The sequence below is a fragment of the Pseudomonas sp. YA1 genome (genome assembly GCF_058680555.1).
In genome coordinates this window covers 103,134-127,532 of sequence record NZ_JBZWBG010000008.1, presented here as the reverse complement: position 1 = coordinate 127,532, position 24,399 = coordinate 103,134, and the positions used below count along the sequence as shown (strand labels likewise).

The 24,399-nt window shown below is 69.8% G+C and carries 22 protein-coding genes; 16 read left to right on the top strand and 6 right to left on the bottom strand.

All coding sequences use genetic code 11. The features are described 5' to 3' along the window. Nucleotides 1-21: 21 nt before the first annotated feature. From AC4OR5_RS13210 to AC4OR5_RS13195, 4 genes are read left to right on the top strand one after another with little or no spacing between them, the layout of a single operon-like run. Nucleotides 22-966: a 4-hydroxyproline epimerase gene (locus AC4OR5_RS13210; protein ID WP_003117444.1), complete on the top strand. Its 945-nt coding sequence runs from the start codon at nt 22-24 to the stop codon at nt 964-966. Beyond that, a complete protein-coding gene (lhpB, locus tag AC4OR5_RS13205; RefSeq protein ID WP_033990205.1) occupies nt 963-2,078 on the top strand; it encodes a D-hydroxyproline dehydrogenase subunit beta LhpB in 1,116 nt (371 codons plus the stop codon). The genes AC4OR5_RS13210 and lhpB overlap by 4 nt, the downstream gene beginning before the upstream one ends. Continuing rightward, nucleotides 2,075-2,311 (top strand): (2Fe-2S)-binding protein, encoded by a 237-nt coding sequence (locus tag AC4OR5_RS13200; RefSeq protein WP_023095917.1) that lies wholly within the window; start codon nt 2,075-2,077, stop codon nt 2,309-2,311. Before lhpB ends, AC4OR5_RS13200 begins: the two co-directional genes overlap by 4 nt. Next, nucleotides 2,308-3,561 carry an NAD(P)/FAD-dependent oxidoreductase gene (locus tag AC4OR5_RS13195; RefSeq protein WP_023099821.1) on the top strand — a complete coding sequence of 418 codons (1,254 nt, stop codon included), beginning with the start codon at nt 2,308-2,310 and terminating at the stop codon, nt 3,559-3,561. Before AC4OR5_RS13200 ends, AC4OR5_RS13195 begins: the two co-directional genes overlap by 4 nt. Here the strand turns inward: AC4OR5_RS13195 and AC4OR5_RS13190 are convergent. Beyond that, nucleotides 3,558-4,460 carry a DMT family transporter gene (locus AC4OR5_RS13190; protein WP_058160507.1) on the bottom strand — a complete coding sequence of 301 codons (903 nt, stop codon included), beginning with the start codon at nt 4,458-4,460 and terminating at the stop codon, nt 3,558-3,560. The two genes, AC4OR5_RS13195 and AC4OR5_RS13190, sit on opposite strands and share 4 nt — an antisense overlap. Before the next feature lie 99 nt (nt 4,461-4,559). On the opposite strand from AC4OR5_RS13190, the gene AC4OR5_RS13185 reads away from it, so the two are divergent. Then, nucleotides 4,560-5,426: a LysR family transcriptional regulator gene (locus tag AC4OR5_RS13185; RefSeq protein WP_023106932.1), complete on the top strand. Its 867-nt coding sequence runs from the start codon at nt 4,560-4,562 to the stop codon at nt 5,424-5,426. A gap of 120 nt (nt 5,427-5,546) precedes the next feature. On the opposite strand, the gene AC4OR5_RS13180 is transcribed toward AC4OR5_RS13185, so the two are convergent. Beyond that, on the bottom strand, nt 5,547-6,491 hold the full coding sequence (locus AC4OR5_RS13180) for a helix-turn-helix transcriptional regulator (protein WP_023443510.1): 945 nt from the start codon (nt 6,489-6,491) through the stop codon (nt 5,547-5,549). Between the two features lie 38 nt (nt 6,492-6,529). On the opposite strand from AC4OR5_RS13180, the gene AC4OR5_RS13175 reads away from it, so the two are divergent. The 10 genes from AC4OR5_RS13175 to AC4OR5_RS13130 all read left to right on the top strand — a co-directional run bounded on the left by AC4OR5_RS13175 (nt 6,530) and on the right by AC4OR5_RS13130 (nt 17,528). After that, nucleotides 6,530-7,969, top strand: a complete 1,440-nt coding sequence (locus AC4OR5_RS13175) for an MFS transporter (RefSeq protein WP_491952833.1) — start codon at nt 6,530-6,532, stop codon at nt 7,967-7,969. Nucleotides 7,970-8,010: 41 nt separating this feature from the next. Next, nucleotides 8,011-8,808 carry an AraC family transcriptional regulator gene (locus AC4OR5_RS13170; protein WP_003110834.1) on the top strand — a complete coding sequence of 266 codons (798 nt, stop codon included), beginning with the start codon at nt 8,011-8,013 and terminating at the stop codon, nt 8,806-8,808. Between the two features lie 257 nt (nt 8,809-9,065). Next, nucleotides 9,066-9,887, top strand: a complete 822-nt coding sequence (locus AC4OR5_RS13165; RefSeq protein WP_003082561.1) for an ABC transporter substrate-binding protein — start codon at nt 9,066-9,068, stop codon at nt 9,885-9,887. 58 nt (nt 9,888-9,945) lie between these two features. Beyond that, nucleotides 9,946-11,688, top strand: a complete 1,743-nt coding sequence (gene lhpI / locus AC4OR5_RS13160) for a cis-3-hydroxy-L-proline dehydratase (protein WP_058160508.1) — start codon at nt 9,946-9,948, stop codon at nt 11,686-11,688. After that, complete coding sequence (locus AC4OR5_RS13155; RefSeq protein WP_003086750.1) at nt 11,688-12,353, top strand: amino acid ABC transporter permease; 666 nt, start codon at nt 11,688-11,690, stop codon at nt 12,351-12,353. The genes lhpI and AC4OR5_RS13155 overlap by 1 nt, the downstream gene beginning before the upstream one ends. 10 nt (nt 12,354-12,363) lie before the next feature. Next, nucleotides 12,364-13,008: an amino acid ABC transporter permease gene (locus tag AC4OR5_RS13150; protein WP_058160509.1), complete on the top strand. Its 645-nt coding sequence runs from the start codon at nt 12,364-12,366 to the stop codon at nt 13,006-13,008. After that, entirely contained in the window at nt 13,005-13,727 is a 723-nt protein-coding gene (locus AC4OR5_RS13145) for an amino acid ABC transporter ATP-binding protein (RefSeq protein WP_003086746.1), read from the top strand. Before AC4OR5_RS13150 ends, AC4OR5_RS13145 begins: the two co-directional genes overlap by 4 nt. A 25-nt stretch (nt 13,728-13,752) precedes the next feature. Continuing rightward, nucleotides 13,753-14,787: a trans-3-hydroxy-L-proline dehydratase gene (locus tag AC4OR5_RS13140; protein WP_058160510.1), complete on the top strand. Its 1,035-nt coding sequence runs from the start codon at nt 13,753-13,755 to the stop codon at nt 14,785-14,787. Between the two features lie 150 nt (nt 14,788-14,937). Continuing rightward, nucleotides 14,938-15,855 carry a dihydrodipicolinate synthase family protein gene (locus tag AC4OR5_RS13135; protein WP_003110831.1) on the top strand — a complete coding sequence of 306 codons (918 nt, stop codon included), beginning with the start codon at nt 14,938-14,940 and terminating at the stop codon, nt 15,853-15,855. A gap of 92 nt (nt 15,856-15,947) precedes the next feature. Continuing rightward, nucleotides 15,948-17,528, top strand: coding sequence for an aldehyde dehydrogenase (NADP(+)) (locus AC4OR5_RS13130; RefSeq protein WP_019484402.1), 1,581 nt, complete (start codon nt 15,948-15,950; stop codon nt 17,526-17,528). A gap of 103 nt (nt 17,529-17,631) precedes the next feature. Here the strand turns inward: AC4OR5_RS13130 and lhpD are convergent, their stop codons facing one another. Next, the gene (gene lhpD / locus AC4OR5_RS13125; protein WP_003082545.1) at nt 17,632-18,636 is read right to left on the bottom strand and encodes a bifunctional delta(1)-pyrroline-2-carboxylate/delta(1)-piperideine-2-carboxylate reductase; all 1,005 of its coding nucleotides are present in this window, start codon (nt 18,634-18,636) and stop codon (nt 17,632-17,634) included. Between the two features lie 239 nt (nt 18,637-18,875). Between lhpD and AC4OR5_RS13120 the strand changes: the two genes are divergently transcribed. Beyond that, nucleotides 18,876-20,501, top strand: a complete 1,626-nt coding sequence (locus tag AC4OR5_RS13120; RefSeq protein WP_015503274.1) for a methyl-accepting chemotaxis protein — start codon at nt 18,876-18,878, stop codon at nt 20,499-20,501. A gap of 12 nt (nt 20,502-20,513) precedes the next feature. Here AC4OR5_RS13120 and aprI read toward each other — a convergent pair whose 3' ends face one another. The 3 genes from aprI to aprF all read right to left on the bottom strand — a co-directional run bounded on the left by aprI (nt 20,514) and on the right by aprF (nt 24,399). After that, nucleotides 20,514-20,909 carry an alkaline proteinase inhibitor AprI gene (gene aprI, locus AC4OR5_RS13115; RefSeq protein ID WP_003082543.1) on the bottom strand — a complete coding sequence of 132 codons (396 nt, stop codon included), beginning with the start codon at nt 20,907-20,909 and terminating at the stop codon, nt 20,514-20,516. 246 nt (nt 20,910-21,155) lie between these two features. Beyond that, nucleotides 21,156-22,595, bottom strand: a complete 1,440-nt coding sequence (aprA, locus tag AC4OR5_RS13110; protein WP_058160511.1) for a serralysin family metalloprotease AprA — start codon at nt 22,593-22,595, stop codon at nt 21,156-21,158. A 358-nt stretch (nt 22,596-22,953) separates the two neighbouring features. Next, complete coding sequence (gene aprF, locus AC4OR5_RS13105; RefSeq protein WP_058160512.1) at nt 22,954-24,399, bottom strand: alkaline protease secretion protein AprF; 1,446 nt, start codon at nt 24,397-24,399, stop codon at nt 22,954-22,956.

Below are 24,399 nucleotides of genomic sequence, written 5' to 3'. Positions count from 1 at the left end.
CCGGCACAGGCGAGGGCCACCATGCAACGCATCCGCATCATCGATTCGCATACCGGCGGCGAGCCCACCCGCCTGGTCATCGGCGGCTTTCCCGATCTCGGCCACGGCGACATGGCCGAGCGCCGGCGCCTGCTCGGCGAGCGCCACGACGCCTGGCGCGCCGCCTGCATCCTCGAACCGCGCGGCAGCGACGTACTGGTCGGCGCCCTGCTCTGCGCACCGGTCGATCCCGAAGCCTGTGCCGGAGTGATCTTCTTCAACAACAGTGGCTACCTCGGCATGTGCGGCCACGGCACCATCGGCCTGGTCGCCTCGCTGGCACACCTCGGGCGGATCGGTCCCGGCGTGCACCGCATCGAGACGCCGGTCGGCGAGGTCGAGGCGACCCTCCACGAGGACGGCTCGGTCAGCGTGCGCAACGTGCCGGCCTACCGCTACCGTCGCCAGGTCAGCGTCGAAGTGCCCGGCATCGGCCGGGTCAGCGGCGACATCGCCTGGGGCGGCAACTGGTTCTTCCTGGTCGCCGGACACGGCCAGCGCCTCGCCGGCGACAACCTCGACGCCCTCACCGCCTACACCGTCGCCGTCCAGCAGGCGCTGGACGACCAGGACATCCGCGGCGAGGACGGCGGCGCCATCGATCACATCGAACTGTTCGCCGACGACCCCCACGCCGACAGCCGCAACTTCGTGCTCTGCCCCGGCAAGGCCTACGACCGCTCGCCCTGCGGCACCGGCACCAGCGCCAAGCTGGCCTGCCTGGCCGCCGACGGCAAGCTGCTGCCCGGCCAGCCCTGGCGCCAGGCGAGCGTGATCGGCAGCCAGTTCGAGGGGCGTTACGAATGGCTCGACGGCCAGCCCGGCGGGCGTATCGTGCCGACCATCCGCGGCCGCGCCCACGTCAGCGCGGAAGCCACCCTGCTGCTGGCGGACGACGATCCGTTCGCCTGGGGCATCCGCCGGTGAACGCCGAGGTCATCGTGGTCGGCGCCGGCATCGTCGGCAGCGCCTGCGCCCATGAACTGGCGCGTCGCGGCCTCGACGTACTGGTGCTGGATAGCCGCCGCGGCGGTGCCACCGCGGTGGGCATGGGGCACCTGGTGGCGATGGACGACAACCCGGCCGAACTGGCCCTCAGCGACTACTCGATCCAGGCCTGGCGCACCTGGGCGGCGGATCTGCCGGAAGACTGCGCGTACCGCAATTGCGGCACCCTCTGGCTGGCCGCCGACGCCGCCGAACTCGCCGAAGCCGAGCGCAAGCGCCAGGCCCTGCTGGCCGCCGGCGTCGCCTGCGAGATGCTCGACGCCGCGCGCCTGCGTGACCTGGAACCGGTCTTGCGGCCAGGCCTCGCCGGCGCCCTGAAGGTGCCGGGCGACGGCATCCTCTACGCGCCCAACGCGGCGCGCTGGCTGCTCGAACGAGCCGGCCCGCGCCTGCGTCGATTGCACGCCGAAGTCAGCGAAGTGGACGGCAGCCGCCTGCGCCTGGCCGACGGCCGCTGGCTGAGCGCCGAGGCGCTGGTGCTGGCCAACGGCATCCATGCCGGCGAGCTGTGCGCGGAGCTGCCGATCCGCCCGAAGAAAGGCCACCTGCTGATCACCGACCGCTATCCCGGCACCCTCCGCCATCAACTGGTGGAACTCGGCTATGTCAGCAGCGCCCACGCCAGCAGCGGTACCTCGGTAGCCTTCAACGCCCAGCCGCGCCCCACCGGGCAGGTCTTCCTCGGCTCCTCGCGGCAGTTCGACACGCTCGACCCGCAGGTGGAAGGCCCGGTGCTGGCGCGCATGCTGCGGCGTGCCCTGGACTACCTGCCGGGGCTCGCCGGCCTCAATGCGATCCGTGCCTGGACCGGCTTCCGCGCCGCCACTCCGGACGGCCTGCCGCTGCTCGGCGAGCACCCGGCGCAGCCGGGCCTGTGGCTGGCGGTCGGCCACGAGGGCCTGGGTGTGACCACCGCGCCGGGCAGCGCGCGCCTGCTCGCCGCCCAGTTGTTCGGCGAAACGCCGCCGCTGGATCCCACGCCTTATCTGCCGCAACGCTTCCTCTCCAGCTCCGGGAGTGCCCGGCCATGATCGAACTGTTCATCGACCGGCGTCCGCTGCGGGTCGCCGTCGGTACCAGCGTGGCGGCCGCCCTCGCCCTCGGCGGCGACGGCTGCTCCCGCAGCGCGGTCGGCGGCGGGCGGCGCGCGCCGTTCTGCGGCATGGGCGCGTGCCAGGAATGCCGGGTATTGATCGACGGTCGGCGACGCCTGGCCTGCCAGACCGTCTGCCAAGCCGGCATGCGCGTGGAGACCCAGGCATGAGCGCCGACTACGACCTGCTGATCGTCGGCGCCGGCCCCGCCGGCCTGGCCGCAGCGCTGGCCGCCGCGCCGAGCGGCGCGCGCATCGCCCTGGTCGACGACAACCCGGCCGCCGGCGGACAGATCTGGCGCGACGGCCCGCGTGCCAGCCTGCCGCCGCGTGCCCATCAGATGCGCCAACGCCTGGCCGGGCACGCCAATGTCGAGCACTTCCCGGCGACCCGGGTGGTCGCCTGCGGTCCCGGCAGGCGCCTGTTGCTGGAAGACCCGCAACGCGGCTGGCAGGTCGGCTACCGACGCCTGGTCCTCTGCACCGGTGCCCGCGAACTGCTGCTGCCGTTTCCCGGCTGGACCCTCCCCGGCGTCACCGGCGCCGGCGGCCTGCAGGCGTTGGCCAAAGGCGGCCTGCCACTGGCCGGCCAGCGCCTGGTGGTGGCTGGCTCCGGCCCGCTGCTGCTGGCCAGCGCCGCCAGCGCCAGCCAGTGCGGGGCGCGCCTGCTGCGCATCGCCGAACAGGCGCCGGCGAGAACCCTGGCCGCCTTCGCCGTACGCCTGCCGCGCTGGCCCGGTAAGCTGTGGCAGGCCGCCGGCCTGTTCGCCCGTAGCTACCGCGCCGACAGCTACGTGCTCGCCGCCCTCGGCGAGGAGCGCCTGGAAGCCGTGCGCCTGCGCGAAGGCGGTCGGGTCCGCGAGATCGCCTGCGAACGCCTGGCCTGCGGCTTCGGCCTGGTGCCCAACGTGCAACTCGGCCAGGCCCTCGGCTATCGCCTCGACGGCCAGGCGCTCGCCGTCGACGAATGGCAGGCCGGCAGCCTGCCCGACCACTACGCCGCCGGCGAATGCACCGGCTTCGGCGGCAGCGAACTGGCCCTGGTGGAAGGCGCCATCGCCGGCCATGCCGCCGTCGACGAGCGCGACGCGGCCCGCCGCCTGTGGCCACGACGGCGACGCTGGCAGGGCTTCGCCGACACCCTGGCGCGACACTTCGCCCTGCGTGCCGAACTGCGTGAACTGGCGGAGGCGGATACCCTGGTCTGCCGTTGCGAAGACGTCCCCTTGGCCGCGCTGGCCGGGCATGCCGGCTGGACCGAGGCCAAGCTGCACAGCCGTTGCGGCATGGGCGCCTGCCAGGGGCGGATATGCGGCAGCGCCGCGCAATTCCTGTTCGGCTGGACGCCTCCGGCGCCGCGTCCGCCGTTCAGCCCGGCGCGCCTGGAGACCCTGGCCCGCTGGCAGGGCGACGCCGGCTAGCGACGCTCGGCGCGATACAGCCAGCCGAGGCCGGCCAGCGACAGCAGCAGGCCACCCAGCAGCATGGGTGTCAGCGGCTCGGCGAACATCCAGTGCGCCCATAGCAGGGTCAGCGCCGGGCTCAGGTACAGCGCCGCGCTGCCGCCCTGTGCGGAAAGATGGCGCAGGCCCAGCCAGTACAGGCCGTAGCCGCCGAAGGTGGGCAGCAGCACCAGCCAGGCGAGCCCGAACAGGAATCCGCCGGACAGCGGCGGCCGCAGGCTACCCTCCGCCAGCGCCAGGCCGGCGAACGCCGGCAGCGCGGCGCCGATCTGCACGAACAGCACCACGGCCAGCGATCCCGGCGCATCGTCCCAGCGCTTCTGCAACAGGGTGGCCAGGGCCAGCGCCAGCATGCCCAGCAGCGGCAGGCCGTAGGCCCAGCCCGGCGCCCGCCCCAGCGCCAGCGCAGCATGCCCGGCCCAGAGCAACCCGGCGACGCCCAGGGCGATCCCCGGCCACTGCCCCGGCCGCGTTCGCTGCCCCGGCAGGACCAGCGCCAGCAAGGCCACCAGCAGCGGCAACAGGTCGGCCATCAGCGCCGCCACGCCCGGCGAGACGCCGAGTTCGATGGCCTTGGCGATCGGCGCTATGTAGCCCGCGTAGGCCAACGCCCCGATCAGCGCCTGGCGCCGCCACTGGCGCGCCGACAACCGGCGCAGCCCGGCCCAGGCGAAGGGCAGCAGCAGCGCCAGGCAGACGGCGAAACGCCAGAAGCTGGTGAGGAACACCGGCGCCTGTTCCATGGCATAGCGGTAGCCGACGAAGCCGGAACTCCAGGCCAGTACCATGCCCAGTTGCACGGCCAGCAGGCGGGTCGCCCCGGGCATCGCTCGCGGGGTGCAGGTGGTCGCGCGCATCGCTCGCCTCCGTCGGTCAGGTTCAAGTCGAGGCTAGGCGGCCTCCGCCGCTACTATCAAACGAAACTATCTGCACCAGTCATGCAGGAAATCGGAACCATGAGCGCCAACCTGGATATCGAGCTGCTGCGTACCTTCCATGCCATCCTGCGCTTCGGCCGCTTTCTCGCCGCGGCCAGCCACCTCAACCGCAGCCCCTCGGCGGTGAGCACCCACGTCCGGCGCCTGGAGGAACTGGCCGGCGGCCGGCTGTTCGAGCGCGACAACCAGTCGGTGCGGCTGACCCCGCTGGGGCAGCGGTTCCAGCGCCAGACCGCCGAGCTGCTGGAGACCCACGACCGCGTGCTCGCCGGGTTGCGCAGACGGGAAGAGCCGCTGCGGGTGCGCTTCGGCATTTCCGAGGAATACGCCGGCAAGCTGCTCGGCCGCCTCCTGCCACGCCTCGGCGCGGAACTGCCGGCGCTGGAGCTGGAGGTGCTCACCGACGCCAGCGGCAGGCTGGCCGGACGCCTGCGGCGCGGCCAGCTGGATCTCGCCCTGCTGGTGCAAGCGCAAGACGAACCCCCGTACGACGGGCACTCCCGCGAGATCGGCGGCACCCAGCCGGTGTGGGTCGCCGGCCACGGCCTGCGGATCGATCCGCAACGCCCGCTGCCGCTGGCCCTGCACGGCCAGGGTTGTCCCTATCGGCAGGCGCTGCTGGAAGCCCTCGGCGCGACGGGCCGGCGCTGGCGCACGGTGGTCAGCAGTCCCGGCGCGGCGGCGCTGGAAGCGGCCATCGAAGGCGGCCTGGCGATCGGCGTGATCGACCGCGCGCGGGTCGGCCCGACGATGCGCGTGCTGGGGCCGGCGGAGGGCTTCGCCGAACTGCCCGCCCACCGCATTCGCCTGGCCTTCGCCCCGGGAGAGCGGCCGCCGGCGCTGGAGCGCCTCGGCGAACTGATCGCCGAGGAGTTCCGGCTCTGAGCCGCTACAGCGCCGGGCGCTAGACCCGCAGGCGAGCACATGCCCGGCCACCGGGTAACGGCGCCGGCGCAGAATCTGCAGCAGGTCGAGCAGGCGCTGGCTACGGGACAGGGCGCCGACTCACAGTTGCTCCAGGCAGTCGCGGGCGTGGTCGTCGAGGGGGACGAAGACCAGCAGGCGATCGCCGTTCTTCGGCGCCGACCACCAGTTGGTCTGCTGCAGTTCGAATTCGCCGCAGCGCGCATGACGGAAGCGCTTTAGCTGGTTTTCGATGCCCATCACCTCGTTGCGCCGCCAGATCTCGCGGAACTCCGCCGAAGCCTCCAGGCAGCGCTGCAACTGCCGCTCCCACAGCGGATCGCCCATGCGCTCGACCATTGCCGCGCGGAAGAAGCCGACCATCCGCGGCAACGCCTCCTCGCGGTTGGCCATGCAGTAGCGCCAGCGCTCGTGGGTCAGCGCCAGGTAGATGCAGTTGCGGTCTTCCTCGGGGATCTCCGCCAGGTCGATGCCCACCAGCCGGCAATAGGCGCGGTTGTAGCCGCGGATGTCGAAACGGGCGTTCTGCACCATGGCCGGCAACGGGTCGAGGGCATCGAGGATGGCCTGGGTGGCGGCCGAGGGCTTCTCGCAGACCGCCCGCCGCGCCGAGGTCGGCGCGGCCAGCCCGGCGAGGTTGAACAGGTGGTGGGTTTCCGTCTCGTTGCACAGCAGGGCCCGGGCGATGGCTCCGATCACCTGCTCCGAGGCGCGTACCGCGCGGCCCTGCTCCAGCCAGGTGTACCAGGTCACGCCGACCCCGGCGAGCTGCGCCACCTCCTCGCGACGCAGGCCCGGCGTGCGTCGGCGGCCGAGGCGGGAAATGCCGACCCGCTGCGGCTCGATGCTTTCCCGCCGGCGGCGCAGGAAGGCCCCCAGCTGTTCGGCGCGGGACGGCTGCGCGGGGCTTTCCGCAGCGTGGCTGGCAGGGGCGTCGAGGGGCATGGCGAAGTCCTCCGGAGGGCAGACGGGTAGCGCCAATACCAGGATAAGCAAGAACTGGTACCGGGTTAGCCAGAAGCGCATGCTGCCAGCCCACTCCCTTCCGCACAAGGACTCCGCCCATGCCCAGCACCGTCTCGTCGTCGCGGCTCGGCCTCGCCGGGCTCTGCATCCTGCTGGCGGGGCAACTGTTGCCGATGATCGATTTCTCCATCGTCAACGTCGCCCTCGACGCCCTCGCCCATTCCCTCGGCGCCAGCGAAACCGAACTGGAACTGATCGTCGCCGTCTACGGCGTGGCCTTCGCCGTGTGCCTGGCGATGGGCGGCCGGCTTGGCGACAACTACGGCCGTCGCCGCCTGTTCGATCTCGGCGTCGCCCTGTTCGCCGTCGCCTCGTTGCTTTGCGGGCTGGCCGGTTCGGTCTGGCTGCTGCTGGTGGCGCGCGCCCTGCAGGGCGTCGGCGCGGCGCTGATCGTGCCGCAGATCCTCGCCACCCTGCATGTCAGCCTCAGCGGCCACGCGCATTCCCGCGCGCTGGCCGCCTACGGCGCCATCGGCGGCCTGGCCTTCGTCGTCGGCCAGGTGCTCGGCGGCTTCCTGGTCTCCGCCGACATCGGCGGCCTCGGCTGGCGCAGCGTGTTCCTGATCAACCTGCCGATCTGCCTCGGCATTCTCCTTTGCAGCCGCCGCTGGGTACCGGAGACCCGCGCCGAGCATGCCGCCCGCGTCGACGCGCCGGGCACCCTGCTGCTCGCCGCGCTGATCCTCTGCCTGCTGCTGCCGTTGGCTCTCGGCCCATCGCTGCACTGGTCCTGGCCCTGCGCCCTGCTGCTGGCGGCGGTGCCGCTGCTGGCCTGGCTGTGGCGCACCGAGCTGCGCCAGGAACGCCGCCAGGCCTGGCCGTTGCTGCCGCCGTCGCTGCTGCGCCTGCCGAGCATCCGCTTCGGCCTGTTGCTGGCGATCCTGTTCTTCGCCTGCTGGAGCGGCTTCATGTTCGCCCTTGCCCTGGCCCTGCAGGCCGGCGCCGGTCTCTCGCCGGTGCAGGCCGGCAATGCCTTCATCGCCCTCGGCGCTTCCTACTTCGTCTCGGCGCTGCTCACCGCCCGGGTGGCGGCGCGGATCGGCCCGGTACGCCTGCTGCTGCTCGGCTGCGTCATCCAGATGTGCGGCCTGCTCGGCCTGATGCTGACCCTGCAACGGGTCTGGCCGCAGCCGGGCATCCTCAACCTGGCGCCGGCGACCCTGGTGATCGGCTTCGGCCAGGCGTTCATCGTCAGCAGCTTCTTCCGCATCGGCCTCTCGGAGGTGCCGACCGCCCAGGCCGGCGCCGGCAGCGCCATGCTCGCCACCGTCCAGCAGGCCTCCCTCGGCCTCGGCTCGGCGCTGCTCGGCGCGGTGTTCGCGCACAGGCTGGAGCGCCATGGCGACTACCTGGAAGCGACGCAGACGACCCTGGCCGTCGAGTTCGTCCTGATGACGCTGCTGCTCGGCGCCACCTGCCTCTTCTACCTGCGCCGCGTGCGCACGGTGCCATTGCGCTGCGACTCGCCGGGCAACTGAGGCGCGCGGCCGGGCCCTGTTCCCGGCCGCCGGCGCCCCGTATGCTGGCGCGGTCCCCCAGCCAGGCCTTCGCCCCGATGCACGACCTGCTCGCCGCCCCGCCCCCCGCCGACCTCGCCAGCCTGCTGGCCAGCCTGCGCCAGGTCGAGGCGCTGCTCGACGCCATGCCCGGCGTGGTGTTCTTCGTCAAGGACGAGCGTGCCCGCTACGTCCTGGTCAACCGCACCCTGGCACGCCGCTGCGGCGTGAAGGACAAGGCCGAACTGCTCGGCCGCAGCGCCGACGAGGTCTTCCCTTCCAGCCTCGGTCCGCTCTATGCCGAGCAGGATCGGCGCGTGCTGCGCGGCGGCGCGACGCTGGAGAACCAGTTGGAGCTGCACCTCTATCCCGGTCGCCAGCCGGGCTGGTGCCTGACCCACAAGCAGGCGCTGCGCGATGCCGACGGGGCGATCATCGGCATGGCCGGCATCTCCCACGACCTGCCGGCGGCGCAGTCGGCGCACCCGGCCTACGGCCGACTGGCGGCGGTGGACGCGCATATCCGCGAGCACTACGACCAGCCGCTCAGCCTCGCCGATCTCACCGCCATCGCCGGGCTCTCGGTGGCGCAACTGGAGCGTCACTGCAAGCGCATCTTCCAGCTCACCCCACGGCAGATGATCCACAAGGCGCGGCTCGGCGCCGCCTCGCAACTGCTCGCCGGCGACGCGCCGATCACCGAGATCGCCCTGCGCTGCGGCTACACCGACCACAGCGCCTTCAGCCGCCAGTTCAAGGCGCTCACCGGACTCTCGCCGAGCCAGTACCGCGAGACCCATCGCCAGCCCCGAAAAGCGTAACGCCTCGCCCCGCCACGGGGCGGCGGTAGCAATCCTGCTCCCTTTTGTAACACCGCCGGCCGCGCCCGAGCGGGGCGCAGTCCGGCGCGGCATGGCACAGCGACGCGCCAGCCAAAGCGGTCGCGCTCCAGCGAAAGATTTTTTATCGGCGTCGGACGAGGTTCTGGCACAGCCATTGCTCACTTAAAATATCGTATACGAAATCACAAATACGGGATTTGCCGCCCTCCCACTCAACCGCATCGCCAGAGGCCCCCATGAATACCAAGAAGACCCTTGCCCTAGCCCTCACCGCTGCCCTGGGCTGCTCCCTCGCCGGTCTCGCCCAGGCCGACAAGCTCGACGACATCATCGAGTCCGGCAAGCTGCGCTGCGCCGTCACCCTGGACTTTCCGCCGATGGGCTCGCGCGATGCGCAGAACAACCCGGTGGGCTTCGACGTCGATTACTGCAACGACCTGGCGAAGGCCCTGGACGTCAAGGCGGAGATCGTCGAGACGCCCTTTCCCGACCGCATCCCGGCGCTGGTGTCGGGTCGCGCCGACGTGATCGTCGCATCCACCTCGGACACCCTGGAGCGGGCCAAGACCATCGGCATGAGCATCCCCTACTTCGCCTTCGTCAAGGTGGTACTGACCCGCGAGGACACCGGCATCGCCAGCTACGAGGACCTCAAGGGCCGCCCGGTCGGCGGCACCGCCGGCACCTTCGAGGCGCTGGCCCTGGAGAAGGACAGCAAGGCCTGGGGCGACGCCAAGGGCAGCTTCCGCGCCTACCAGTCCGAGGCCGACACCGCCCTGGCGATCAGCCAGGGGCATATCGACGCCACGGTCGTCTCTTCCACCGTCGCCGCCTCGTGGATCAAGTCGGGCAAGTACAAGGGCCTGAAGATCGCCGGTGACGCGCCCTATGACATCGACTACGTGGCCCTCGGCGCCAAGCGCAACGAATACGGCCTGCTCAACTACCTGAACCTGTTCATCAACCAGCAGGTGCGCACCGGCCGCTACGCCGAGCTGGCGCAGAAATGGGTCGGCGGCACGGCGCCGGAGCTGACCACCAGCGCGGTCTACCGCTGAAGCCGAGGGCGCGGTCCGCCGCCGGGCCGCGCCGTTTCCCCCCGTCCTGGATGCGCCGATGAAGCACGCACACCTCATCGTTCCCCGTACCCTGGTCGCCGGCAGCGCGTCCGGCGAACTGCTGTACGCACCGACCGGCCTGAGCTTCTGGGGCGGCGTCGACCCGCGCAGCGCGGAAGTGATCGACCGCCACCACCCGCTCAGCGGCCGCCATCTGCACGGCAGGCTGCTGGCGATTCCCGGTGGGCGCGGCTCCTGCACCGGCAGCAGCGTACTGCTGGAACTGATCCTCGGCGGACGTGCGCCGGCGGCGATCCTCCTGCGCGAACCGGACGAAATCCTCGCCCTCGGCGCGATCGTCGCCGAGGAACTGTTCGGCCGCTCGCTACCCATCGCCTGTCTCGGCGAGCGCTTCGACGAACTCGCCGCCTATCCCTGGGCGCGCCTGGCCGACGGTCGCCTGGAACTCCACCGCGATGCCCCGCCGCCGCTGGAGGCCCGGCCCGCCGAAGCGCTGGCGACCGATGCCGGCCCGCGACTGGACGCCTTCGACCAGGCCCTGCTCGCCGGCGAACACGGCGAAGCCGCGCGCCTGGCGATGCGCATCGTCCTGCGCATGGCGGCGTTGCAGGGCGCGCAACGGCTGGTCGAGATCCAGCGCGCGCACATCGACGCTTGCATCTACACCGGCCCGGCCGGCCTGCGCTTCGCCGAGACCCTGCGCGACCTCGGTGCCCGGGTGCGGGTACCGACCACCCTCAACGCCATCTCCGTGGACCAGCGCCGCTGGCGCGAACAGGGCGTACCCGCCACCCTCGGCGAGCCGGCCGCGGCCCTGGCCCAGGCCTATCTCGACATGGGCGCGCAGCCCAGCTTCACCTGCGCGCCCTACCTGCTCGACGACAGCGCGCGGGCCGGCGAACAGATCGTCTGGGCCGAGTCCAACGCGGTGCTCTTCGCCAACAGCGTGCTCGGCGCACGCACCAACAAGTACGCCGACTTCATGGATATCTGCTGCGCCCTCACCGGTCGCGCGCCGCTGGCCGGCTGCCACCTCGACGAGCAGCGCCAGGCGCGGGTACTGATCGAAGTGGAAGACCTCGGCAGCGTCGACGATGCCTTCTACCCGACCCTCGGCTACCTCTGCGGCCTGCTCTGCGACGGACAGATCCCGGCGATCGACGGCCTGCGGCAGCGGCAGCCGGACCGCGACGCGCTCAAGGCCTTCGGCGCGGCGCTGGGCACCAGTTCCTCGGTGCCGATGTTCCACGTCATCGGCGTCACCCCGGAAGCCCCTGACCTGGCCAGCGCCTTCGGCGGCCGCGCGCCGCGGCGGACCCTGCGGGTCGGTCGCGAGCGCCTGCGCGACGCCTGGCGCGAGCTGGACAGCGCCGGCGAGACGCGGATCGACCTGGTGGCGCTGGGCAACCCGCACTTCTCCGCCAGCGAATTCGCCCAGCTCGCCGCGCTCTGCCACGGCCGCCGCAGACACCCGGAGGTAGCGCTGGTGATCACCAGCAGCCGGCAGGTCGTCGCCCAGGCCGAAGCGGCCGGGCACCTGGCGACGCTGCAGGCGTTCGGCGCGCGGCTGGTCACCGACACCTGCTGGTGCATGCTCGACGAACCGCTGGTACCGCCGGGCGCGCGCACCCTGATGACCAACTCCGCCAAGTATGCCCACTACGCCCCCGGACTGGTCGGCCGCCAGGTGCGCTTCGCCGGCCTCGCCGGCTGCGTCGAGGCCGCCGTCGGCGGACGGGCCCCCGCCGGGCTGCCCGCCTGGCTGAGCGAGGACTGCTGATGTTCGACTACACCTTCCACTGGCGCTCGGCGTTCAACGCCCTGCCGGAGATGCTCGCCGGCAGCCTGGTGACGCTCCAGGTCACCGCGCTGTCGATGCTCTTCGGCATCCTCATCGCCCTGCTCCTGGCCTTCGCCCGGCTCGGCGGCAACCGCCCGCTGCGCGCCGCCGCCGGGGCCTGGATCTCCATCGCGCGGAATACCCCGGCGCTATTCCAGATCTACATCCTCTACTTCGGCCTGGGCTCCTTCGGCCTGCACGTCAGTTCCTGGTTCGCCCTGCTCGCCGGGGTCACCTTCAACAACGCCGGCTACCTCGCCGAGACCTTCCGCGGCGGCCTCCAGGCGGTGCCCGAGACCCAGCTGCGGGCGGCCCGCTCGCTGGGCATGAGCGCGCCGCAGGCCTATCGCCTGGTGGTGATCCCGCAGCTGCTGCGGGTGGTGTTCTACCCGCTGACCAACCAGTTGGTCTGGGCCATGCTGATGACCTCCCTCGGCGTGGTGGTGGGCCTGACCAACGACCTCACCGGCGTCACCCAGGCGCTCAACGTCAAGACCTTCCGCACCTTCGAATACTTCGCCCTGGCCGCCGTCCTCTACTTCGCCATGGCCAAGCTGCTGGTGCTGGCCGCCCGCCTGCTGGGCTGGCGCCTGTTCCGTTACTGAGGGGAATGCCGTGTTCACCACCAGCCTCACCGCCAACGACCTGCTGTTCCTCCTGCAAGGCGCCTGGACCACCCTCGCCATCACCGCCATGGCGATGCTGATCGGCACCCTGCTGGGTGTCGTCTTCGGCCTGCTCCGCGCCCTGCTGCCACGCGCCAGCCTGCCGCTGGCGGCGCTGCTCGACGTATTCCGCAGCGTGCCGCTGCTGATCCAGTTCGTCCTGCTCAATTCCTTCAAGAGCATCCTCGGCCTCGACTGGAGCGCCTTCGCCGTGGCCTGCCTGGTGCTCGGCGTGTACGCCGCCGCCTACTGCACCGAGGTGGTCCGCGGCGGCGTCCTCTCGGTACCGCCGAGCGTGCGCCGGGCGGCGCGTTCGCTGGGCCTGAGCTATCGCCAGGACCTGCTCCACATCGTCCTGCCGATGGCCGCCCGGGTGGCCTTCCCCGGCTGGGTCAACCTGACCCTGTCGGTGATGAAGGACACCTCGCTGGTGCTCTGGATCGGCATCGTCGAACTGCTGCGCGCCTCGCAGACCATCGTCACGCGCATCCAGGAACCGCTCTTCGTGCTCTGCATCGCGGGGCTCGTCTATTACCTCATGAGCTGGGTGGTCGCGCGACTCGGCGCCCGGCTGGAACGGAGATGGCAGCAATGATCGAGATCAGCGGCGTGCACAAGGCCTACGGCCAGTTCGAGGTGGTCAAGGGCGTCGACCTGAGGGTGGACAAGGGCGAGGTGCTGTCGATCATCGGCGGCTCCGGTTCCGGCAAGTCGACCCTGCTGATGTGCATCAACGGCCTGGAGCCGATCCAGCGCGGCAGCATCCGCGTCGACGGCATCGACGTGCATGCCCGCGGTACCGACCTCAACCGCCTGCGGCGGAAGATCGGCATCGTCTTCCAGCAGTGGAACGCCTTCCCCCACCTGACCGTGCTGGAAAACGTCATGCTCGCGCCGCGCAAGGTGCTCGGCAAGAGCCGCGCCGAAGCCGAGGCGATGGCGCTGAAGCAACTTACCCACGTCGGTCTCGGCGACAAGCTCAAGGTCTTCCCCCAGCGCCTTTCCGGTGGCCAGCAACAGCGCATGGCGATCGCCCGGGCGCTGGCGATGTCGCCGGACTACATGCTGTTCGACGAAGCCACCTCGGCGCTCGACCCGCAGTTGGTCGGCGAGGTGCTGGACACCATGCGCCTGCTCGCCGAAGAAGGCATGACCATGGTCCTGGTCACCCACGAGATCCGCTTCGCCCGCGACGTGTCCGACCGAGTGGCGTTCTTCCGCAATGGCCTGGTCCACGAGATCGGCACCCCCGACCAGGTGATCGGCAACCCGCAGCGGCCGGAGACGGTGGAATTCCTCCGCTCGGTGCTCTGAGCCCGCCCCCGCACAGGAGATAGCCATGCGTTCGCAGCGGATCGTCCACATCGTCAGTTGCCATGCCGAAGGCGAGGTCGGCGACGTGATCGTCGGCGGCGTCGCCGCGCCGCCCGGCGCCACCCTCTGGGAACAGTCGCGCTGGATCGCCAGAGACCAGGACCTGCGCAACTTCGTCCTCAACGAACCGCGCGGCGGAGTGTTCCGCCACGCCAATCTGCTGGTGCCGGCCAAGGACCCGCGCGCGCAGATGGGCTGGATCATCATGGAGCCGGCCGACACCCCGCCGATGTCCGGTTCCAATTCGCTGTGCGTGGCCACCGTACTGCTCGACAGCGGCATCCTGCCGATGCGCGAACCGCTGACCCGGCTGCTGCTGGAAGCGCCGGGCGGGCTGATCGAGGCCCGCGCGGAATGCCGCGACGGCAAGGCCGAGCGGGTGGAAATCCGCAACGTGCCGTCGTTCGCCGACCGCCTCGACGCCTGGATCGAAGTCGAGGGCCTCGGCTCGCTACAGGTCGACACCGCCTACGGCGGCGACAGCTTCGTCATCGCCGACGCCCGGCGCCTGGGCTTCGCCCTGCGCGCCGACGAGGCCGCCGAGCTGGTCGCCACCGGCTTGAAGATCACCCACGCGGCCAACGAACAACTGGGCTTCCACCACCCGACCAACCCGGACTGGGAGCATCTGTCCTTCTGCCAGTTGGCCGCGCCGCCGGAGCGCCGCGACGGTGTCCTCGGCGCGAGCAACGCGGTGGTCATCCGCCCCGGCAAGATCGACCGCTCGCCCTGCGGCACCGGCTGCTCGGCGCGGATGGCGGTGCTCCAGGCGAAAGGCCAGCTGCGGGTCGGCGAACGCTTCGTCGGGCGCTCCATCATCGGTTCGGAATTCCACTGCCACATCGAGTCGCTGACCGAACTCGGCGGCCGTCCGGCGATCCTCCCGTGCCTGTCCGGGCGGGCCTGGATCACCGGCATCCACCAGTACCTGCTCGACCCGGACGATCCCTGGCCGCAAGGCTATCGGCTGTCCGATACCTGGCCCGGCGGCCACTGCTGACCACCCCGACCGACCGCAGGCAGCGGCCGGGCGGAAACCGATCCGGCGCGTACCGGATCGCCCACGACGGCGAACGCTGCCGTCGCCCTGTGACTCGGACCGCAGCGGTCCGATTGAATTCGTATACGAAATACGAAAAAAGGAGAAACCATGAGCAAGCACGTCAACTGGAGCGGCGTATTCCCCGCGGTCACCACCCAATTCAACGCCGATTTCTCGGTGAACCTGGAGGAAACCCACACGGTCATTTCCAACCTGGTGCGCGACGGCGTGTCCGGGCTGGTGGTATGCGGCAGCGTCGGCGAGAACACCTCGCTGACCATCGAGGAGAAGATGGCCGTCACCGAGGTCGCCAAGGATGCCTCCGGCGGCCGCGTGCCGGTGATCTGCGGGATCGCCGAGTTCACCAGCGCCGGCGCGGCGAAGGTGGCCAAGGCGGTGGAGCGGGTCGGCGTCGACGGCATCATGGTGATGCCGGCGCTGGTCTATTCCTCCAAGCCGCACGAGACCGCCGAGCATTTCCGCAGCGTGGCCAGCGGCACCGACCTGCCGGTGATGGTCTACAACAACCCGCCGATCTACCGGAACGACGTCACCCCGGACATCCTGGTTTCCCTGGCCGACTGCGAGAACATCGTCTGCTTCAAGGACAGCTCCGGCGACACCCGCCGCTTCATCGACGTACGCAACCAGGTGGGCGAGCGCTTCATCCTCTTCGCCGGCCTCGACGACGTGGTCCTGGAAAGCGTGGCGGTGGGTGCCCAGGGCTGGATCTCGGGAATGTCCAACGTGTTCCCGAAGGAAGGCGAGACCATCTTCCGCCTGGCCAGGGCCGGGCGCTTCGCCGAGGCGATGCCGATCTACGAGTGGCTGATGCCGATCCTCCATCTCGACGCCCGTCCCGACCTGGTGCAGTGCATCAAGCTCTGCGAGGAACTCGCCGGTCGCGGCAGCGCCCTCACCCGTCCACCGCGCCTGGCCCTGCGCGGCGCCGATCGCGAGCACGTCGAGCGGATCATGGCCAAGGCCCTGGCCAGCCGGCCGGTGCTGCCGGACGTCGGCTTGTAGCCGGCGCCGCGCCCTCGCCGCCTCGCTCCCCAGGGAGCGGCCGGCGAGAGCCAGCGGCAGAGCATTCCGTCCACCGTCCCCAGGGAGGCCCCATGCCCAGTATCCTCGGTCACAACTACGTCGGCGGCGCTCGCAGCGCCGCCGGCAACCTCATCCTGCGCAGCCTCGACGCCGACAGCGGCGAAGCGCTGCCCTACGCCTTCGTCCAGGCCACCGAGGCGGAGGTCGACGCCGCCGCCCGCGCCGCCGAACGCGCCTATCCACACTACCGGCAACTGTCCGCCACGCGCCGCGCCGGATTCCTCGAGGCGATCGCCTCGCGCCTCGACGCCCTGGGCGACGACTTCGTCGCCCTGGTCCGTCGCGAGACCGCGCTGCCCGCCGTACGCATCCAGGGCGAACGGACACGTACCGCCAACCAGTTGCGGCTGTTCGCCGAAGTCCTGCGGCGTGGCGACTTCCACGGCGCGCGCATCGATCGCGGACAACCCGGGCGTACCCCGCCGCGCCCCGACCTGCGCCAGTGGCGAATCGGTCTCGGCCCGGTGGCGGTGTTCGGTGCCAGCAACTTCCCGCTGGCCTTTTCCACCGCCGGCGGCGACAGCGCCGCCGCCCTGGCCGCCGGCTGTCCGGTGGTGGTCAAGGCCCACGGCGGACACATGGCCACAGCCGAATGCGTGGCCGACGCGATCCTCCAGGCGGCGGCCGACAGCGGCATGCCGGCCGGGGTATTCAACATGGTCTACGGCAGCGGCATCGGCGAGACGCTGGTGCGCCATCCGGCCATCCGCGCGGTCGGCTTCACCGGTTCGCTCAAGGGCGGGCGCGCACTGTGCGACCTGGCAGCGGCGCGGCCGCAGCCGATCCCGGTGTTCGCCGAGATGAGCAGCATCAATCCGCTGGTGGTGCTCCCCGAAGCCCTGCGCCGGCGCGGCCGGCAGGTGGCGGAGGAGCTGGCCGCCTCGGTGACGCTCGGCTGCGGCCAGTTCTGCACCAAGCCGGGTCTGGTGCTTGGCCTGCGCTCCCCCGGCTTCGACGCCTTCGTCGCGGCCCTGGGCGAGGCACTGGCCGCCAGGCCGGCACAGAGCATGCTCAACGCCGGCACCTTGCGCAGCTATGTCGAAGGGCTGCAACGCCTGGAGCGCCACCCCGGCATCCGGCGCCTGGCCGGCGCGCCACAGGAAGGACGGCAGGCCCATCCGCAGTTGTTCAAGGCCGACGTGGGCCTGTTGCTGGAAGGCGACGAACTGCTCCAGGAAGAGGTGTTCGGCCCGGCCACCGTGGTCGTCGAGGCGGCCGACGAGGAACAACTTGCCCGCGCGCTGGACAACCTGCACGGCCAGTTGACGGCGACCCTGATCGGCGAAGCGGACGACCTCGCGGCGTTCGCCGGGCTGGTCCCGCTGCTCGAAGGCAAGGCCGGGCGCCTGCTATTCAACGGCTATCCGACCGGCGTCGAGGTGTGCGACGCCATGGTCCACGGCGGCCCCTACCCGGCCACCTCCGACGCTCGCGGCACCTCGGTGGGAACCCTGGCCATCGAGCGTTTCCTGCGCCCGCTGTGCTACCAGGACTACCCCGACAGCCTGCTCCCGGACGCCCTGAAGAACGCCAACCCGCTGGGCCTGCTGCGCCTGGTCGATGGCCGGAGCACGCGCGAGGCCCTGGATTGAGCACGCCTGGAAGCCTGGATGGCGGATAACGCCGTTGGCGCTATCCGCCCTACGCAGTCGTCCTCGCTGCGCCACGCTGTCCGGTCGGCCCCTCGCCTTGCGCTCACTCCAGCAACGCCAGCAGCTCCCGGTGCAACGCCTCGGGAATCGTCACTCCGTCCCTGGCGCTGCGTTCGCGCGCTTCGAAGCGTCGCTGCGAGGGCAAGCGCGCGCCCTGTTCGACGATGCCTTCGAACAGCGTCTCGGCGCGCGCCAGGTGCTCCTCCGCCGAGGCGCCGAGCATGCGCCGCGGATCGATGGCGATCAGCAGTTCGCCACCGTAGGGAGAAGAACGGCTGCCCTCGTCGTAGGCCAGCGACTCGGCACTGGTCAGGTCGCCGATCAGCGGACCGGCGAGCAGTTCGACCATCGCCGCCAGGGCCGAGCCCTTGTGCCCGCCGAAAGTAAGCATGGCGCCTCGCAACGCGGCGCTGGCATCGGTGGTCGGCTCGCCCTGCTCGTCCACCCCCCAGCCCAGCGGGATCGGCTTGCCGGCGCGTTCGTGCAACTGGATCTCGCCACGCGCCACGGCGCTGGTGGCGAAGTCGAAGACGAACGGCGGGCCGTCCGGACGCGGCCAGCCAAAGGCGATCGGGTTGGTGCCGAAGATCGGCTTGCGTCCGCCCGCCGGCGCCACCCAGGCATGACTCGGCGTGGTCGCCAGGGCCACCAGGCCCGCCTCGGTGAGTGCCTCGACCTCAACCCATAGCGCGGAGAAATGCACACAGCGGTTCACCGCCATCGCCGCGATGCCCTGGCTGCGGGCCTTCTCCAGCAGATGCGGCAGCCCCAGCCGGAATGCGCACTGGGAGAACCCGCCATGGGCGTCGACCCGCAGCAGGCCGGGAGCGATGTCGTGCAGTTCCGGCTCGGCGTCGGCGGATACCTTGCCGGCCTTCAGGGTGGCGATGCAGCCGAGCAACCGCCAGATACCGTGGGACGCGCATTCGTCACGCTCCCCCGCCACCAGGGTATCGGCCACCGCCTGTACATGGGCTTCGCTGAAAGCGTGCCGGCGCAGGATGCGCACGGCCAGCTCGCGGACCTCGTCCAGCGTCATTCGGATCACGGGCTTCTCCTTGTTCAACCAATCCCTAGGGTGGCCTGCCGCGACAGCCTTCTCTTGACCTCAATCGACCCGGAGCATGCCGAAAACGGCACAACCGGCTCGAGCACATCGAAAACTTACAGAAAATTCCTAGCAATCATGTAGGGCAATTCCAAATAGCCCCGCAGCCCCTCAAGAAACCCCTCCGCGCCCCGCTACAGGGCCAAGCACCTTCCCACAGCCCGGTCGGAGACCACCCCATGCTTCTTCGTCGTATCGCCATCACCCCACGCGCCGTCATCGGCTTCGCCATCCTCGCCTCGCTGCTGGTGGCGCTCGGCCTCTTCGCGCACAACCGCATGGGTTCGCTGAACCGCGCCGCCAAGGATATCGGCGAGGTCTGGCTGCCCAGCGTCGAAGCCTCGGCCCAGCTTAGCGGCCTGATGAGCGAACTGCGCCTCGGCGAGATGAACCACGTGCTGCTGCACGACGCCACGCGCATGCGCCAGCAGGAACAACGGATGGACGAGGTCATCGCTACCCTCGCCAGGGTGGAAAGGGAATACCGCCCCTTGCTGGTCCTGGACGAGGAGCGCGCGTTGCTCGACCAGTTCGTCCAGCGCCAGCAGGAATACCTCGAAGGACACGCCGCCCTGCTCGCGCTGTCCCGTGACAACCGTACCGACGAAGCCAGCGTGCTGATGGGCGGGGCCCAGTTGCAGCGCTACGAGCAGGTGCAGCGGACCCTGAAGCAACTCATCGCCCTCGACCGCGAGGCCGCCCGCGCCTCCACCGCCGAAGCCGCCGATGTCTACTCCCGGGCCTCCACCGCGATCCTCGCGGTGCTGCTGGTGGCCCTGGCGGCCAGCGTGACGATCGCCTGGCTGCTGACCCGCAGCATCGTCGTGCCGATCCGCCAGGCGGTGTCCTGCGCCGACCGCATCGCGGCCCGCGACCTGACTGGCGAGATCGCCAGCGACGGCGACGACGAGCCGGCGCAACTGATGAAGGCCATGCGCAGCATGCAGGCCAGCCTGCACGACACCATCGAGCAGATCGGCGATTCCGCCGCGCTGCTGGCCGCCGCTGCCGAGCAACTGAACGCGGTGACCGAGGAAGGCAACCGGTCGCTGGCCCGGCAGAACGATGAGATCGAGATGGCCGCCACCGCGGTCAACGAAATGAGCGCGGCGGTCGAGGAGGTCGCGCGCAACGCCAGCTCCACCGCCGAGGCCTCCAGTCTCTCGGAACGGGCCGCCGGCAACGGCCGCGCACGGGTCGGACAGACCGTCCGCTCGATCCGCCAGATGAACACCGAGATCGGCCAGACTGCGCGCCTGGTGGAGGGCCTGGCCAGCCAGGCGCAGGACATCGGCAAGGTGCTCGACGTGATCCGCGCCATCGCCGAGCAGACCAACCTCCTCGCCCTCAATGCCGCCATCGAGGCCGCCCGCGCCGGCGAGCAGGGCCGCGGATTCGCGGTGGTCGCCGACGAAGTGCGCGCCCTCGCCCACCGCACCCAGCAATCGACCCATGAGATCGAAGGCATGATCGCCAGCGTCCGCGAGGGCACCGACACCGCGGTGTCCGCGATGCGCGAGAACGACCAGCGCGCCCGGCAGATGCTCGACGAGGCCGAGGCCGCCGACCACGCCCTGGGCGAGATCGCCGAGCACGCCACGCGGATCAACGAGCGCACCCTGGTGATCGCCAGCGCTGCCGAGGAGCAGGCCCACGTCGCCCGCGAGGTCGATCGCAACCTGGTGAACATCCGCGACGTTGCCGTGCAGACCACCCAGGGCGCCGAGCAGACCCGCGGCGCCAGCCACGAGCTGTCGCGCCTGGCCAACGACCTCAAGGGCATGATCGGTCGCTTCGTGGTCTGACCCGCAGGCGAGCTAGGGCGTCGCGCGGCGCAGCACCAACTGCCCGCCGTCGCCCTTCTGCACCCGGTAGTCGCCCTCGCCCTGGCGACCGAGGAGCATCAGGGTCAGGCCGCCGCGTTCGAGCAGTGCGATCCCGGCCGGGGTAGGCCTCCAGGCGCGCGGCTCGCTGGGCAGCCAGCGCGTCAGGCAGGCGGTATCGCCGCCCAGGTCGTAGCCACTGGCTTCCGCCACTTCGCTGTCGCGCAGCTCCAGGTGGCAGATCGCGGGCGCCTCGTCCTGCTGCAGGGTCCATTGCCCGGCGAGATCGGAAGCGCTGAGAAGAATCAGACTGCTGGCCATACTGATACCTGTGCTGAAAAAACCGCAGAGCAAGCAAACCATCCTGGAGAGCTTCGCGCTTGCCGACATCGAGAGATCTCCTTCAAGCCTGGAACATCGGAGAACGCGGCGAACGCCGCCCGCCATCCTCGCTTCGAACGCCAGCGCGCGCCAGGCGCCGCGGGCCTCCGTTCGTCCGCCGGGCCGCCGGCCCACGGGCGCGCCACAGTTCACAACTTCGCTCCTGTGGAAGACACCTATCAATTCGAACAGTGCCCGGCCGGCCGAAGGGCCGCGGTTCGTACCGCCGCACCGAACCGCGCCCGCTTCAGCGCGTCAGACGACGATGTCGGCCTGGGTCGCCTGGCCGATCAGATTGATCGCGAAATCGGCATGGGCGTCCCCGCTGAGGTCGATCGCCAGGCTGCCGGCCTTGCTCGCCGCGTCGTAGGACAGGATCGCCTGGCCGGCCTGGCCGGCGAAGGCGTCGACGTATTGCAGCACCAGCCCGCCGTTGACGAAGGCGTCCAGCCCGGACAGGTCGATCTTGTCCTGGCCGCTGACGAAGTCGCGCAGGGTATCCGGCGCCGCCGCGGAGGACTCGGCGATATCGCCGTAGACGAAGGTGTCGGCTCCCGCGCCGCCCCACAGCTGGTCCGCGCCGAGGCCGCCGTAGAGGATGTCGTTGCCGGCGCCGCCCTTGAGCACGTTGGCCACGTCGTTGCCGATCAACAGGTCGCTACCCGAGCCGCCGATGGCGTTTTCCACGGTGACCCCGGCAGCGATCGACACGTTACCCTTCAACCCGCCGACATCGGACAGCGCCTTCTCGTTGAGGTTGATCTTCTGGTTCTGGCTGAAGCCGGAGAAGTCCAGGGTGTCGTTGCCGCCGGCGTCCCACACCGAGAACACCAGCTTGGAACTGGACGAGGTGGCGCTGTAGAAGTCGCGCTCGGTGTTGGAGTTGAAGCCGTACACCGTGTCGCCGGTGCGGGTGGTCAGGTTGGCCCCGTAGAGCTTCTGGATCGCCGCGATGTCGTCCAGCAGCGGTGCCGAGGAATAGGCGCCCTTGAAGTCCTGGCCGGTGTTCTGCTCTTCCCAGTAGCTCATCACCGAATAGGCGCGGGTGTCCTCGGCGTAGGTAGCGTCGGCGTAGGTGGGATCGCCCTCGCCGGCGTTGTAGTCGCCGGGGTGGCTCAGGCCCAGGGTATGGCCGATCTCGTGGGTCAGGGTCTGGCGTCCGTAGTTGCCGTTGGCCGGATTGACGTTGGCGCTGTAGCTGCTGTTGATCAGGTACCAGGATTGCCCCTTGAGCGCATCCGGTACATCCGGCAGGAAGGCGAACGCCGCACCGCCGACACTACTGCTGAAGTTGCCGAAGGTCAGGTCGCCCTGATCGCCCTGGCCGGCGTCGACGAAGTGGATATTGGTGACGTCCGACCAGGATTGCAGCGACAACTTGGCCTGGGCCTGCTGCTGCGCGGAAAAGGCGCTGAACTTGCCCAGCGAGTAGATATCGCTGACATACTTCCACGGCGTATTGAAGAAGTCGTTCGGTTTGGTCAGGAACGAATAGGACAGGGTCAGCACCGAGTCGCCCGGCGCTTTCTGCCACGACGCCTGTTCGCGGAGGATCTGCTCCGCCGCCTGGTCGACGGTATAGGACGGATGGCCATTGACCAATTCGTCCCCGCCCCGCGCATAGGCATGCAGGAAGTTGTCTACCTGGGTATACGCATCGCTACGACCTTTCAATGCAAGAGAATTGCTGGACATTGTCATATCCCTTTAAGTTGTAAAGGAAATAACTCGGATACAATTATCGGATGGATAATTGCAGTTATCGGCCAGATCAGGCCGAAGTCCAAACTGACACAGCTTATTTTCCAATGTCCACAGATTTCATGAAAAAAATTAAACTGCACTTAAAGCATATGCACGAACGAATTCCGCATATATGAAATCATGCAGGAAAGATAAACTACCGAAGACACTGGAATATTATAAAAACCGTTTCATATAAATAGAGCCTTATTGGAAAAACAATTCCATGCGTATTGTTCGACCTCTGTCGACCCGCCCGGGACATCGACTTCACGCCAGGCGAACAATTGCCTGCACGTCCCTCGCGGTCTCAATTGAGCGCGCTCCGGTTTTCCTCCGTATCGGTCTTCGACAGGGTGTGCAGCGGCGCCGGGCAATCCGTCGTCGCGCAGTCGCGGCGGCGCGCCGGCGTCTCGCCGGAAACGAAGTTCGCCGCCACCAGTTCCAGGTCGGCTTCGTCCAGCACGCCCGCATAGAAACGCAGGCGTGCCCAGGCCGTGAGGTAGTCGTACTTGGCCTTGGACAGCTCGTTCATCGCGCTGTACAGCGCCTGCTCGGCGTTCAGCAGGTCGAGGTTGACCCGCACCCCGGCGGCGATGCTCTTGCGCGTGGCCATCACCAGCGTCCGCGCCGACTCCACGGTCATCTCGTAGGCACGGATCTTCGCCGCACTGCTGCTGCTCTGGTTGTACATCTTGCGCACCTGGTTGAGGGTCTCGCGGACCTTGTCGTCCAGGTCGTAATGGCTCTTCTCCATGCGATGCGTGGCCTGGCGCGTCGCCGCCAGGGTCTCGCCGCCGGAGAACAGCGGAACGCTCAACTGGATGCCGACGCTGTCGGTCTCGTAGCGCTGGTTGTAGGTGTTCTCCGAACCGGACTTGGACTTGCCGGTGCTGGCGTACAGGCCCAGGCGCGGCAGGAAGTCGGCGCGGTTCTGCTCGACCTCGTAGCGGGCCACGTCCACCGCGTGGCGCAGCGAGGCCAGCTCGGGATTCTCGGCCAGCGCCAGGTCGCGCCAGGCGGTGTAGCTGGCGGGGCTCAGCGGGCGCACCTGGAAGCGTTCGCCGAGCGGCGCCAGGTCGGCGATTTCCAGCGGCGCCCCGACCAGTCGCTCCAGCTCGCGCAGGGCGGCATCCTGGCTGTCCCGCGCCTCGATTTCCTGGGCCTGGGCCAGGTTGAAGCGGGCCTGGGTCTCCAGGGTGTCGGTGCGGGTGCCGTTGCCGCGCTCGAACTGGCGCTGGTTGAGCTGGAACTGCTCGCGGTAGGAGCGTTTCTGCGCCCGCGCCAGTTCGATCTGGTCCTGGGCCAGCAGCGCGCCGGTATAGGCTTCCAGGACCCGGACCAGCAGTTCCTGGCTCTGGCTGCGGAAGCGCTCGTCGGACAGCAGCGCCTGGGCCACGCCCTTGCGGTAGCGGCTGAAGGCCTCGTAGTCGAACAACGGCTGTTGCAGGCTGAGGGTGGAGACGTAGCTGTCGTAGTCGCGGTCTTCCTTGAAATCGCCGCGGGTGGTGGCCTGGGTCACATCGGACCAACTGCGCCCACGGTTGTAGCTGTACACCAGGCGCGGCAGCAGCGCCGCGCGGCCGAGCGCACGGTATTGCCTGCCGGCCTCGTGCTCCTGGATCGCGGCCTGGAACTGCGGGTCGTTCTCCAGGGCCAGGTGATAGCCGTCCAGCAGGCCGAGGGCGAAGGCATCCTCGCGCAGCAGCAACAGGAAGGCGCCGAACAGCCAGGTCATCAGGCGGCGCATGGTCAT

Excerpts from the sequence above, each read along its gene's own strand:
- AC4OR5_RS13180 (WP_023443510.1), bottom strand. The coding sequence starts at position 6,491 with ATGCGCTTCTGGCTAACCCGGTACCAGTTCTTGCTTATCCTGGTATTG.
- AC4OR5_RS13145 (WP_003086746.1), top strand. The coding sequence starts at position 13,005 with ATGATCGAGATCAGCGGCGTGCACAAGGCCTACGGCCAGTTCGAGGTG.
- AC4OR5_RS13210 (WP_003117444.1), top strand. The coding sequence starts at position 22 with ATGCAACGCATCCGCATCATCGATTCGCATACCGGCGGCGAGCCCACC.
- lhpI (WP_058160508.1), top strand. The coding sequence starts at position 9,946 with ATGAAGCACGCACACCTCATCGTTCCCCGTACCCTGGTCGCCGGCAGC.
- AC4OR5_RS13175 (WP_491952833.1), top strand. The coding sequence starts at position 6,530 with ATGCCCAGCACCGTCTCGTCGTCGCGGCTCGGCCTCGCCGGGCTCTGC.
- AC4OR5_RS13140 (WP_058160510.1), top strand. The coding sequence starts at position 13,753 with ATGCGTTCGCAGCGGATCGTCCACATCGTCAGTTGCCATGCCGAAGGC.
- AC4OR5_RS13185 (WP_023106932.1), top strand. The coding sequence starts at position 4,560 with ATGAGCGCCAACCTGGATATCGAGCTGCTGCGTACCTTCCATGCCATC.
- AC4OR5_RS13130 (WP_019484402.1), top strand. The coding sequence starts at position 15,948 with ATGCCCAGTATCCTCGGTCACAACTACGTCGGCGGCGCTCGCAGCGCC.
- aprF (WP_058160512.1), bottom strand. The coding sequence starts at position 24,399 with ATGACCATGCGCCGCCTGATGACCTGGCTGTTCGGCGCCTTCCTGTTG.
- AC4OR5_RS13120 (WP_015503274.1), top strand. The coding sequence starts at position 18,876 with ATGCTTCTTCGTCGTATCGCCATCACCCCACGCGCCGTCATCGGCTTC.
- aprI (WP_003082543.1), bottom strand. The coding sequence starts at position 20,909 with ATGTCGGCAAGCGCGAAGCTCTCCAGGATGGTTTGCTTGCTCTGCGGT.
- AC4OR5_RS13170 (WP_003110834.1), top strand. The coding sequence starts at position 8,011 with ATGCTGGCGCGGTCCCCCAGCCAGGCCTTCGCCCCGATGCACGACCTG.
- AC4OR5_RS13200 (WP_023095917.1), top strand. The coding sequence starts at position 2,075 with ATGATCGAACTGTTCATCGACCGGCGTCCGCTGCGGGTCGCCGTCGGT.
- AC4OR5_RS13155 (WP_003086750.1), top strand. The coding sequence starts at position 11,688 with ATGTTCGACTACACCTTCCACTGGCGCTCGGCGTTCAACGCCCTGCCG.
- AC4OR5_RS13135 (WP_003110831.1), top strand. The coding sequence starts at position 14,938 with ATGAGCAAGCACGTCAACTGGAGCGGCGTATTCCCCGCGGTCACCACC.
- aprA (WP_058160511.1), bottom strand. The coding sequence starts at position 22,595 with ATGTCCAGCAATTCTCTTGCATTGAAAGGTCGTAGCGATGCGTATACC.
- AC4OR5_RS13195 (WP_023099821.1), top strand. The coding sequence starts at position 2,308 with ATGAGCGCCGACTACGACCTGCTGATCGTCGGCGCCGGCCCCGCCGGC.
- AC4OR5_RS13190 (WP_058160507.1), bottom strand. The coding sequence starts at position 4,460 with ATGCGCGCGACCACCTGCACCCCGCGAGCGATGCCCGGGGCGACCCGC.
- AC4OR5_RS13165 (WP_003082561.1), top strand. The coding sequence starts at position 9,066 with ATGAATACCAAGAAGACCCTTGCCCTAGCCCTCACCGCTGCCCTGGGC.